This is a genomic window from Acetobacter sp. AC2005, from assembly GCF_037901235.1.
Taxonomy (GTDB): domain Bacteria; phylum Pseudomonadota; class Alphaproteobacteria; order Acetobacterales; family Acetobacteraceae; genus Acetobacter; species Acetobacter oryzoeni.
Genome location: NZ_CP149625.1, coordinates 1,789,156 through 1,800,000, shown reverse-complemented (window position 1 = coordinate 1,800,000; position 10,845 = coordinate 1,789,156). Strand labels below are relative to the sequence as shown.

Here is a 10,845-nt window from a genome sequence, read left to right as displayed (position 1 = left end):
GGCCATAACCTCCAAAAATGGCGGTTTTCCTAGGTTACCGTGAGATTACCTTTCCGTATGACTTCCATATGAGCTGAATTTTCTGCCCTAACCGTGCATCTTATTTCAGGTTACACACGGCTTATTCCGTAATTTTGCAGGAGAAAATTTTTATGCCTTCTTCTCCGCAGACCATTTATCTTGCGACTGCCTTGTTAGTTTCCCCAACCAAGAACATTCTCTTGGTTCGAAAACATGGAACACGCTTTTTTATGCAACCTGGGGGCAAGCGAGAAACAGGTGAAAGACCAGAGCAAACGCTGGAGCGCGAGTTGCAGGAAGAATTGTCGCTGACAGTTTCTGTTCCCGCACAAAACCATATTGGCCGTTTTCGTGCTCCTGCCGCCAATGAGCCTGACCACATGATTGAAGCTGAGTTGTTTCAGTTACCCATTCAGACAGAAGTGGTTTTACCCGCAGCCGAGATAGAGCAGATTATATGGATCAACCCATTCAATATCCCGGATGATCTTCCTTTGGCGCCGTTTACAAAAGATACTGTTATTCCACTCGCACGCACTTTGCTTTCTTGAGCATTCATTAGGTTCATTTCAAACCATGTTTTTACGCCAGCTTTCTTATTTGATTGCCCTCGACAAATATCGTCATTTTTCACGCGCGGCAGAACATTGCGGTGTTTCTCAGCCCGCTCTTTCTGCCGGGATACGACAGCTAGAAAGCGAACTGGGAATTACCATTATAAACCGTAACAGGCGCTTTAATGGGCTAACGGAAGAAGGCCAGCGTGTTTTGGCATGGGCACGCCAGACCGTTTCTGACTTGAGTAATTTGCGCCAAGAAGCCGCCTTTGCTCAGGATGTAGCCGGTGGTTCCATAGCTATTGGCATTATGCCCCCCACCATGCAGGTTATACCATTACTGATAGAGAGCCTGAGAGCTTCCATTCCTGCTTTACATGTAAGCATCACAGTTTGCTCCAGCGCTGAAATCTTACACCAACTCAGAGAACATCAAATCCAACTAGGCCTGATGTATCTGGATCAGATTCCCTCAGAAGGGCCTTTTGACACGCATGCCCTTTACCAAGAACAGCACGTTTTGGCGGCTGGCGAGGGCATAACCCTCCCCCACACGCGCCATTGTTCATGGGAAGCCATTGGCCAGTTACCTTTGGGACTTCTTAACCCGCAGATGCGTAGCCGACAGTTTATAGATGCAGCATTCCGTGAAGCCGGGGTAAGACCCCATATCATGCTAGAAACAAATGCTTTGGAACTGCTGCACACAGAAGTGCTTGCCAGCCGCCTTGCAACCATCCTGCCGGTAGCCGCCCTTCCCGAACGCAGCGGCATATTACAAACACGTTTGCTAGAAAATCTGCCCACTCCTGATGTCGGTGTTGTGCGCTTACAGCAAGCCATTATACCCACCCTATCCATGCGCGCTTGGGAAATTCTACAGAAGCTGGATTTTCACCACTCTTATTCCATCTAAAATGCCCACTCGATTTGTTGTATTTTCATCATAAACATTACTTATGATATAATTACGACAAACACTTGGACGGCCGTTTTTGTATCCGGCAGCGTGCGTTTTCCGACCTGCAGGAAACGTTATGCGCACACTTACCGCCGCTATAGGGCAACCATTTAACAAATCAGCTTTGGCGTGGCTGCTGGCACCTAGTGTGCCAGATATTCTGTTTGCACTCCGCACTGCGAGTGCAGCGTGTCTCTCTCTGCTGATTGCCATGTGGATGGAGCTGGATAGCCCCCAATGGGCCCCGCTGACTGTATGGGTGGTTGCTCTTTCCTCTCGCGGGGAAAGTCTTTCAAAAGCACGGTGGCGTATTTTTGGCACGCTTGTTGGTTGCTGTGCCGCATTTGTATTGATTGCAGCTTTTCCCCAAGAACCGGGGCTATTTTTTTGCAGTCTGGCACTATGGATTGGCGTGTGCTGCGGGCTAGCAACTTTTGGCACCGGTTACCGCGCCTATGGCCTGCTGGTCACCAGTTTTACCTCCGCCATCGTGGCATCTGGCGCCATTATGCAGCCAGACAATATTTTCGATATCGCCATGGCTCGAAGTTCCTACATTATCTTGGGAATTGTGTGTGAAGCCACTTTGGCCGTGCTGTTTATGCCAGGCCTACAGGAACAGGCACAAAAACGCCTTTTAGAACGCCTGAACACAACTCTGTTAAGCACAAACCAAGGCATTGCCTCACTTATCCATCACCCTCGCGCCATTACACTGGAACCTGCATTATCTGCACTTCTCACTGCCAATGCCCGTGCAGAATATGATGCTCTGGAAATGGGCCCGCATTCTCACGCGGCAGACCATGCACGCGCAGCTTTTGCTGGCATGATTACCATGCTGGCCCGCGGATATGGCCTTGCCCTGACGCATCAACTCACACCAACAGAACACACCATGCTGGCTGATGAAGCAGCTATCCGCCAGCATATTCAGGCCTGTATGTATCCGAAATCTAGGGATCATTTCCGTTTCAGGCTGCAATCTCGCAGGCATGCCGTAGAGGCCATGGATAACGGTATCCGGGCCTGTTTGGGCATTCTGGGGGCATGGCTTGTATGGGAAGTAACCGCATGGCCCGCAGGCCCTACGTTTTTTTCTTTTGTCTCACTCGTATATGGCTTGCTGGCCACGCGTGAAAATCCACTTTTGGCGGCGGCCCCATTTTTTAAGGGTGCTTTATGCTGCGGGCTTATTGCCGCTTTATACGCACTACTGGTTATACCAGCCATAACGGCACCAGAACTTCTGGTTCTGTTCCTGTTTATTCCGATGATTATTGGCGGGTTAGCTGCGCGGCATGCACACACAGCCGGATATGCTTTTTCATTCAACATGTTCCTGCCCGTGCTGCTTGGACCTGCCAACCAAGGACGATTTGACGAGCAATCTTTTTTCAACACCACTTTGGCGTTTCTGGGCGCTGTCTTGTTCGCCCGGTGGACTTTTCTAATTATCTTTCCCTTCAGGCTTGATTCTCATATGCGCCGCACGCGTAGATGGATAGAAAAAAGCCTGAATCATCTGGCCCGTACAGGTGATAAAACCCTGCCCCATATCTGGCTTTCGAGAAATGCAGAAAGCCTTGTGCGAATTATCAATACTTCCAAAGCTCTCCCTCAGGAGAAAACGGAACATTATATTCAGGAGCAGATCATTTACATGGTGAAAGGCCTGTATCTGATTTTTCTGCGGGATACTTTGAAGGACAAAACACTTCCCGAGGCTTTAAAAACCGAGATCAAAAAAATCCTTCGGGTCTGGGCCTCCGGCAGCCCTTTACGCATGCAACAAACGCAGGATTTTCTAAACAGCCTGAAACAGGAAGATTTCCCACCTTCTTCTCCAGACCACGCGCGCATGGAAAAAATATGCACTTACCTGCATGTTCTGGCTGCCCCCATGAAATAGTGGCTTTTCAGTCTTGTTTACGGTTTTGCATATTTGCGGCTGAAAAACTCACAGCCCGAAAGAATGCACCGCATGCCCAAACCTGAAAACAAGACGCCAACCACAGATCGGGCAACCCAACGGGCTTCTACATCTCAAACAGGTGCCAACTTAGGGAGCGGCGCAGGTATTACCGCGTTTTTGGGTTTTATCGGATTTATTGCATCCCCTCGCGCCAGCCTGCGAAGCCTACTGGAAGATGCAAAAGACCATTACCGACACAAAAAGTAATACCTATCAAGGCAAACCGTATAACTTCAACGTTGGGAGCAGACGGTCTCACCGAGACCACAAAAGGGTCTAACTTTTGCAGAAAGCGGCCAAAAACTATCAATAATTTTAAGGAATGGTGGACCCGGCGCGATTCGAACGCGCGACCTTTGCCTTCGGAGGGCAACGCTCTATCCAGCTGAGCTACGGGTCCGTGCGCCTTCCCTAACGCAATTCAGGGGTATTTGCCAAGCCTCTATCTGCATTATCCTGATAACTTCCGCAGATAGACTTTTACGCCGTATTCCGCCCCTATCATTCTGGGATGATGGATTTAACGTGCCAAACCATCCAACCATGAGGCCGGAAACCACTTTCCCTCCGGTTTTGCCGGATTTTGTGCTTGCCACGTACTGGCGGATACATCTCCACCTGATGGTAAAAAACTATCTGGCTGCGTGATCCAGGATAGCATGTCCTGCATCACCTGCTTGCCATTCTTATCGCGCAGCAACAAATGGTGGCCGCCGGAAATCAGATCCAGCCGCGTACCTTTGGGCAAAGTTTCCCATACCTTGGCCATTGCCTTGGAAGGCACAAGTTGGTCCTTATCTCCATACACACAAAGCAGTGGCCCTTTAATTTGTGGCGCAGCGGCGGCGGCCTGCTTCATCAAACCCACTAACCCGCGCAAGGCCTCTAGCTGCGTAGCCCTTAGGGTAAGCGGGTCAAAATACAGGCGCAAAAGGGCTGCCGGATTATCACTCGCCACCACATGCACGGGCAGTTCCCGCCCAGTTACCAAATGATGTGGAAAAAGCGTTGCCAGAACATCTAATGGAATATCTGCCCCTAGGCCCAGATTCCACACAGCAGGTGCCAGCAGCAATGTGCCAGCAACAGATGGAGCATCTGACTTAGACATGAGAAGCATGAGAATAGCGCCCCCCATACTTTCACCCGTAAGATAGAGCGGTATCTGGGGGTTTTCTTTCTGAAGGATGGCTATTTCTTCCCGCACATCCTGCACCATACGGTCTGAACCGGCCCATTCTCCACGGTTTGGGGCTTCGCCAAAACCCCGTTGATCTGGCGCGACTACAGTTATGCCCTGTCCGGCAAAAAATGGCGCAGGTTGCTCCCAAGCATCACGGCTATCATTAAATCCGTGCAGCGCCAGCAATATACCCCGCGGTTGTTCCTGCGCCTTCCATACGCGAGCGGGAATGGCTGCACCGTCAGACAATGTGAACATGCGATCGGGTGGAACAAGCCGCGCAGCTGCCGCAAAACGTGGTGGAGGCTTAGGGGGATCAGGAAGTTTCATGCTGCATCCTGCCAAACTCAAAAACACAACCAGTAACGCGCAACTGCATCGTCCATATCTGCTCACGCGCATGGGAAGATAAGAAAGGTGCAAAACCATAGCCCACACAGCTATCATGCACACAGACAGCACATGTTGTTCATTTGGGCATCATAGCAAAAAGGGAATACCACACCTATGTTGATACAGCCTGCCAACCCTGTGCCACACCCCAAACTGGGGCATGTTGAAACCATTATGGTGGATAAACGCACAATTGCCTGCGATGGCGGCTTGGGCGCGCTTGGGCACCCGCGCGTATGGCTGAAAATTAGCGGTCATCAAACCGTATGCCCCTATTGTTCACGCCTGTTTGTGCTGCAACCAGATGCCGAGGCGCTAGCAGAACACTAACTGCTTTTTCTGCATCCTTCGCTTTCACCAACAACAGGTTACAATTACAGGCAAGTTTGGCCTATGCTGCGCGTTCCTTATTGCAGAATGCACCATGAGTTTGCCTGTTATGCCTCTTTCGCGTTTTATTGCCCTTAGTCTGTCTTCTGCTTCTGCCTCAAGGCAGGAAAAAGGCAACAGGCGCGGCCTTGCAGGCTGGCTGGCTCTTTCTATTGCCATTTTGGCGGCGCCTTTTGTTTTCTCACATCCTTTAGCCGCTGCAGAAAGCCCGCAGGTTAAAACCGGCCATAGCATTGCAAGCCTGATAACTGCGTCTGACACAGTGGATGCTCATAGCCGCTTACACATTGCCTTGCGGCTTCAGCTTCAGAACGGCTGGCACACATACTGGCAAAATCCGGGAGATGCAGGAGATCCTCCTGCTATTACCATAAAAGCGGATGGCGCATTGCAAGGCAGCACGCAAACCATTCAGTGGCCAGTGCCTCAGCGTATTCCCGATTCTTCACTCATGTCTTATGCCTATACTGGCGATGTAATTCTGCCTTTGGAGCTTCCTCTTCAATCTGCGGACCAGAAATCAGACAAGGTGAACATCACAGCACACGCAAGTTGGCTGGTGTGTGAGCATGTCTGTGTGCCCGAAGAAGCTGATCTTGCGCTCACATTGGGTAAAGGTACTCCAGCGCCTTCTGCTCAAGCCCCTTTGTTTGAGCAGACATTACAGCATATGGCTGTGCCTTCACCTTATACGGCAACCTTTTCCTCCAACGGCATTTTACAGCTAACAGGTAAAGATCTTAGCCCCACTTCCGTATCCGATGCATGGTTCATGCCAGAGCAACAAGGCAAAATTGCCGAAGCCGCCGCGCAAAAACCTATCATTAGCAACGGTTCTGTGACGTTGCATCTTAAGCCGACTGCAGATTTTTCTGCCCTGCCATCTTTATCTGGAATTGTGGTTTTAAAGGATAAAGCTGGCACCGAACGCGCTCTGCAAGTTAAGGCCAACCCCGGTACAGTTACCGATACATCAGAAAATACGCGCACTGCGTCTGCCGGATTTATGCGGCAAATGCTGTTTGCCTTTATAGGTGGGCTGATCCTGAATCTGATGCCCTGCGTGTTCCCTATTCTGGCCATGAAAGCATTGGCAATCACCCGGCTAGGACATGCAGCAAGACAAGAACAAATTCTGAGCGCAGCCTGTTACGCTGGTGGGGTTATCGGCAGCTTTACTTTATTAGGCGCCACCATGATGGCGGCACGGTTAACTGGCTCTGCAGCAGGTTGGGGCTTTCAGTTTCAATCTCCCCTTTTTGTGGGAATGATCTGTTGGCTGCTTTTTGCCATGGCCCTAAATCTTTTGGGCGTGTTTTCTTTTTCTGCTGTATCCATCAACAGCGCACCTCATACACACCACAGCTTATGGAATGATATTCTAACAGGTGTGCTGGCTGTTGTTGTGGCCTCACCCTGCACAGCTCCTTTTATGGGTGTGGCTATTGCCGGGGCTCTGTCTGGCCCTCCCATTGCAGGGCTTACCGTATTTGCAGCACTCGGGCTTGGGTTGGCCCTTCCCTATCTGTTAATTGCAATCTTTCCTTCCTGCGCCAGAATGCTGCCGCGCCCCGGCGCATGGATGATCTATTTACGCCAGTTTCTAGCATTTCCCCTTCTTGCATCCTGCGTATGGTTACTATGGGTTGCTACATTGGAAGGTGGCGCTTCTATAGTTGCCTTGCTTGGGTCAGGCATGGTGCTGTTGGGGGGAGCCGCATGGGTGTATGGTCTGGCCCAGACACGTCAGAACACGTTATCTGACCGCAAACGCTTTGCCTTGCACGGTTTGGCATTATTGGCATTGCTTGGTGCATTATCTCTGCTGCCCGTATTACGGCAACAAGCAGCCGCTCCATCTTCTACCCAAGGCATGACCTTGCCCGAAGGCGTAGAAGCTTTTTCCACCACGCGGCTCCAAACCTTACATGACAGCGGCAAAGGCGTGTTTGTGGATATGACAGCTGCGTGGTGCATTACCTGTTTGGTAAACGAACGTGTAGCGCTGGATGTGCCGGAGGTGCGCGAAGCCTTCAAAACCCAGAATGTCACCCTGCTGCGCGGAGACTGGACAACGCACGATGCCGCCATTACGGCCTTCCTACGCCAACATGGGCGCGATGGTGTGCCTTTTTACCTGTTTATTCCGGCTAACGGAGCACCCATAACGCTGCAGCAGGTGCTTACACCAGGGTTGGTTATTAAAACTATCAGTTCCACACGTTAGTGTTGCATGGAACCTGAAAACAGATTGATAACCAACACCCCAACCATAATCAGACCAATACCAATAAGAGCTGGCATATCCAGCATTTGCTTGAAGAACAACGCACCAATAGCTGAAACAAGCACAATGCCTACCCCGCTCCATATGGCATAAACAATGCCCGTTGGAATGGTTTTGAGCGGGATGGATAGAAAATAGAAGGCACATCCATACGCCGCCAGACTGGCAACAGCGTATCCCCAACGCGCAAACCCGTGTGAGGCTGTCAGCAAGGATGTGCCGATAACTTCAGATACAATGGCAATTGCCAAGTATAAGGAAGGTTTGGAAACCATTGTATCTAAGCCCTACTTTTTAGCTAATTTTTTCAATACCCCCCATATATGGGCGCAGAACATCCGGCACGGTTACAGAGCCATCTTCGTTCTGATAATTTTCCATAACCGCAATAAGAGTACGGCCCACAGCAAGGCCAGAGCCATTCAGCGTATGCACAAAAGCAGGAGCAGCACCGGCCTGCGGGCGATAACGGGCGTTCATGCGGCGAGCCTGAAAATCCCGCGTATTGGAGCACGAAGAAATTTCCCGCCAAGCATCCTGCCCCGGCAGCCATGCTTCCAGATCAAAGGTTTTAGCTGCGCCAAACCCGGTATCACCAGCGCACAGCAGCACGCGGCGATACGGAATGTTCAACTTTTCCAGCACCTTTTCTGCACAGCGCGTCATGCGCTCATGCTCGGCATCACTTTCTTCTGGCGTGGTCACGGAAACCATTTCCACTTTTTCAAACTGATGCTGGCGGAGCATCCCACGTACATCTCGCCCAGCGGCGCCTGCTTCGCTTCGGAAACACTGGCTTAATGCTGTCATGCGCAGCGGCAGTGCTGAAGCCTCCAGAATATCGCCAGATACAGAAGCTGTAAGCGGCACCTCTGCTGTGGGGATAAGCCAGCGGCCATCTTCCGTACGGAAGGATTGATCTGCAAATTTTGGCAGCTTGTCTGTTCCATACATGGCATCATCATTCACCATGACGGGCACCTGCGTTTCCATATATCCATGCTCGGTAACGTGCAGATCCAGCATAAACTGGCCCAGAGCACGCGCCAGACGCGCAATACCGGCACGCAGCACCACAAAACGCGAACCAGAAAGCTTGGCTGCTGTTGCAAAATCCATCTGCTTTAGCGTTTCACCCAGCTCAAAATGCTGCTTGGGTGTAAACGTAAAGGCAGGCTTTGTGCCCCATTCATGCTGCACCACGTTGGCGCTTTCATCCGGGCCTTCTGGCACGGTGGCATCCAAACGATTGGGCAGGTTAGCCAAAAGTGCCGTGCTTTCACGCCCCAGTGCGTCTACCTGTTCTTCCAGCGCTTCCATTTCTGCGCGCAGGGCCAAGCCTTCAGCTTCCAGATCACTGCTATCGCCACCATTACGCTTCAGAGTTCCAATTTCACGTGCCAGCGCTTTGCGTCGCCCTTGCTTTTCCTGCAACACAGTCTGGGCCTGGCGGCGTTCTTCATCCCATGCCAGCAATTTGGCCGAAACAGGCTCAATCCCACGGCGGGCAAGATCGGCATCAAAAGCAGCGGGATCAGCCCGCAGGGCGCGAATATCATGCATGGGTCAGGGAACCTCCTGCTGGGGGTTGGATGTATCTTCCGCTTGGCTGGCCTTCCATTTAGGTTCGACCAAGCGCGCGCAGATAATGGAAATTTCGTAAAGTAAGACCAACGGCACAGCCAGACCAATCTGGGTGATAACATCTGGCGGCATCAGAATAGCGGCAATAACAAAAGCGCCCACAATGGCATAACGGCGGAAACGCCGGAGCATATCTGCCGTAACAATACCCACCCGCGCCAGAAGAGTAAGCACTACCGGCAGTTCAAACGCCACGCCAAAAGCCATGATCAGTTTCATGACCAGTGAAAGATATTCGGAAACCTTGGCTTGCAGCTCAATCTGCACACCATCATGCCCCGCACCTGCTGTTTGGAACGACAGGAAGAAACGCCACGCAATGGGGAAAATAAAGTAATAGGCCAGCGATGCCCCAACCAGAAACAGAATAGGCGTTGCAATTAGAAATGGAGCAAAAGCGCGCTTTTCCGACCGGTAAAGCCCAGGGGCTATAAAAATCCACGCCTGCATGGCCACAACGGGAAAAGACAAAAAAGCCGCGCCAAAAAACGCCACACGAATATAGGTGAAAAATGCCTCATACAGCGCGGTGTAAATGAGATGCGGCTGCTCTCCCTGCTGGCGCATAATTTCACCCAACGGGCGCGCCAGAAACAGATATATATCACCTGCGTAATGATAACACAGCGCAAAACACAGAATGAAGGCAGCGCCTGCCCATAACAAACGGCGACGCAATTCCAGCAAATGATCAATCAACGGCATTGGTTGATCGTGAATAGGATCTTCCCCCACGGTTTCGTTTTCGTTCATGGTTGATGATCCATCACCTGCTGTTCTGGCTCAGCCCCTTTTGGCTGCTCTGTCTGCAAATCCACATCCTGCTGCCATGCTGGCCTGCTTGGGCCAGCCACACGCCCCAATCTTTCACCCGGTGCCACACTACGCCCACCGTGCATGACGCGCACTGGCGGCAAAAATGCTGGAGGGTGCAAACGGTCCTGCTCTTTCAAAATGCGGCGCACAATATTGGGCGGTAGTTCTGGCGGAGCGCTGGCAATATCCTCATCCGTTACGGCTGGCTCATACGTGCTGGGCACATAAGCAGAAACATTGGTTGTGCTTTGTGTGCTGGAAGCAGGCATATCCAATGCACGGGGGCCAGCGGGAATATGCTGTTCAGCAATTTGTGGCGGCGGTGCGAAAGAACTGCTTAGCGTGCCATCGGAATCAATGGCCTTCATGATCCGGTTGCGTACGTTGAGGTTTTTGAGATCCCGAACCTGATCACGCACTTCCGTCAGATCAGCTTCACGCACCATTTCATCAACGTGAGACTGAAACTCCCCCGCCAGTTTGCGTGCCTTTTTTATAGCTCCTGCCAGCCCACGAATAGCCACGGGCAAATCCTTCGGGCCGATCACGACCAGAGCCACGGCGCCAATCAGCGCGATTTCAGACCAGGCAAAATCAAACATGGGCAGTTCCGTTGCT

11 protein-coding genes and 1 tRNA gene are annotated in these 10,845 nt (G+C 51.4%); 6 read left to right on the top strand and 6 right to left on the bottom strand.

Features of this window, described 5'->3' with window-relative positions; translation table 11 throughout:
* The first annotated feature begins 152 nt into the window (after positions 1 to 152).
* The 4 genes from QQM41_RS08690 (at position 153) to QQM41_RS08675 (ending at position 3,721) form a co-directional block, all read left to right on the top strand.
* Positions 153 to 572, top strand: a complete 420-nt coding sequence (locus tag QQM41_RS08690) for an NUDIX domain-containing protein (protein WP_339076882.1) — start codon at positions 153 to 155, stop codon at positions 570 to 572.
* A gap of 25 nt (positions 573 to 597) precedes the next feature.
* On the top strand, positions 598 to 1,494 hold the full coding sequence (locus QQM41_RS08685) for a LysR substrate-binding domain-containing protein (RefSeq protein ID WP_339076881.1): 897 nt from the start codon (positions 598 to 600) through the stop codon (positions 1,492 to 1,494).
* Between the two features lie 121 nt (positions 1,495 to 1,615).
* A complete protein-coding gene (locus tag QQM41_RS08680) occupies positions 1,616 to 3,451 on the top strand; it encodes an FUSC family protein (protein ID WP_339076880.1) in 1,836 nt (611 codons plus the stop codon).
* A 63-nt stretch (positions 3,452 to 3,514) separates the two neighbouring features.
* Positions 3,515 to 3,721: a hypothetical protein gene (locus QQM41_RS08675; RefSeq protein ID WP_339076879.1), complete on the top strand. Its 207-nt coding sequence runs from the start codon at positions 3,515 to 3,517 to the stop codon at positions 3,719 to 3,721.
* A gap of 116 nt (positions 3,722 to 3,837) precedes the next feature.
* Here QQM41_RS08675 and QQM41_RS08670 read toward each other — a convergent pair.
* Together QQM41_RS08670 and QQM41_RS08665 are read right to left on the bottom strand one after the other, a co-directional pair.
* Positions 3,838 to 3,914, bottom strand: a tRNA-Arg gene (locus QQM41_RS08670).
* 120 nt (positions 3,915 to 4,034) lie between these two features.
* The gene (locus QQM41_RS08665) at positions 4,035 to 5,144 is read right to left on the bottom strand and encodes an alpha/beta fold hydrolase (RefSeq protein WP_339078093.1); all 1,110 of its coding nucleotides are present in this window, start codon (positions 5,142 to 5,144) and stop codon (positions 4,035 to 4,037) included.
* Positions 5,145 to 5,204: 60 nt separating this feature from the next.
* Between QQM41_RS08665 and QQM41_RS08660 the strand changes: the two genes are divergently transcribed.
* Both QQM41_RS08660 and QQM41_RS08655 read left to right on the top strand, forming a co-directional pair.
* On the top strand, positions 5,205 to 5,420 hold the full coding sequence (locus QQM41_RS08660) for a zinc-finger domain-containing protein (protein ID WP_050818426.1): 216 nt from the start codon (positions 5,205 to 5,207) through the stop codon (positions 5,418 to 5,420).
* Positions 5,421 to 5,514: 94 nt separating this feature from the next.
* Positions 5,515 to 7,707 carry a protein-disulfide reductase DsbD domain-containing protein gene (locus tag QQM41_RS08655; RefSeq protein WP_339076878.1) on the top strand — a complete coding sequence of 731 codons (2,193 nt, stop codon included), beginning with the start codon at positions 5,515 to 5,517 and terminating at the stop codon, positions 7,705 to 7,707.
* Here the strand turns inward: QQM41_RS08655 and QQM41_RS08650 are convergent.
* Genes QQM41_RS08650 through tatB form a run of 4 tightly spaced genes read right to left on the bottom strand, consistent with a single transcriptional unit; the run spans position 7,704 to position 10,829 of the window.
* On the bottom strand, positions 7,704 to 8,042 hold the full coding sequence (locus QQM41_RS08650; RefSeq protein ID WP_339076877.1) for an SMR family transporter: 339 nt from the start codon (positions 8,040 to 8,042) through the stop codon (positions 7,704 to 7,706). The genes QQM41_RS08655 and QQM41_RS08650 overlap by 4 nt on opposite strands.
* 19 nt (positions 8,043 to 8,061) lie before the next feature.
* A complete protein-coding gene (serS, locus tag QQM41_RS08645; RefSeq protein WP_339076876.1) occupies positions 8,062 to 9,330 on the bottom strand; it encodes a serine--tRNA ligase in 1,269 nt (422 codons plus the stop codon).
* Positions 9,331 to 9,333: 3 nt separating this feature from the next.
* A complete protein-coding gene (tatC, locus tag QQM41_RS08640; RefSeq protein WP_339076875.1) occupies positions 9,334 to 10,164 on the bottom strand; it encodes a twin-arginine translocase subunit TatC in 831 nt (276 codons plus the stop codon).
* Complete coding sequence (tatB, locus tag QQM41_RS08635) at positions 10,161 to 10,829, bottom strand: Sec-independent protein translocase protein TatB (RefSeq protein WP_196332577.1); 669 nt, start codon at positions 10,827 to 10,829, stop codon at positions 10,161 to 10,163. The genes tatC and tatB overlap by 4 nt, the downstream gene beginning before the upstream one ends.
* Positions 10,830 to 10,845: the final 16 nt, after the last annotated feature.

Excerpts from the sequence above, each read along its gene's own strand:
- QQM41_RS08690 (WP_339076882.1), top strand. The coding sequence starts at position 153 with ATGCCTTCTTCTCCGCAGACCATTTATCTTGCGACTGCCTTGTTAGTT.
- QQM41_RS08685 (WP_339076881.1), top strand. The coding sequence starts at position 598 with ATGTTTTTACGCCAGCTTTCTTATTTGATTGCCCTCGACAAATATCGT.
- QQM41_RS08680 (WP_339076880.1), top strand. The coding sequence starts at position 1,616 with ATGCGCACACTTACCGCCGCTATAGGGCAACCATTTAACAAATCAGCT.
- QQM41_RS08675 (WP_339076879.1), top strand. The coding sequence starts at position 3,515 with ATGCACCGCATGCCCAAACCTGAAAACAAGACGCCAACCACAGATCGG.
- QQM41_RS08665 (WP_339078093.1), bottom strand. The coding sequence starts at position 5,144 with ATGATAGCTGTGTGGGCTATGGTTTTGCACCTTTCTTATCTTCCCATG.
- QQM41_RS08660 (WP_050818426.1), top strand. The coding sequence starts at position 5,205 with ATGTTGATACAGCCTGCCAACCCTGTGCCACACCCCAAACTGGGGCAT.
- QQM41_RS08655 (WP_339076878.1), top strand. The coding sequence starts at position 5,515 with ATGAGTTTGCCTGTTATGCCTCTTTCGCGTTTTATTGCCCTTAGTCTG.
- QQM41_RS08650 (WP_339076877.1), bottom strand. The coding sequence starts at position 8,042 with ATGGTTTCCAAACCTTCCTTATACTTGGCAATTGCCATTGTATCTGAA.
- serS (WP_339076876.1), bottom strand. The coding sequence starts at position 9,330 with ATGCATGATATTCGCGCCCTGCGGGCTGATCCCGCTGCTTTTGATGCC.
- tatC (WP_339076875.1), bottom strand. The coding sequence starts at position 10,164 with ATGAACGAAAACGAAACCGTGGGGGAAGATCCTATTCACGATCAACCA.
- tatB (WP_196332577.1), bottom strand. The coding sequence starts at position 10,829 with ATGTTTGATTTTGCCTGGTCTGAAATCGCGCTGATTGGCGCCGTGGCT.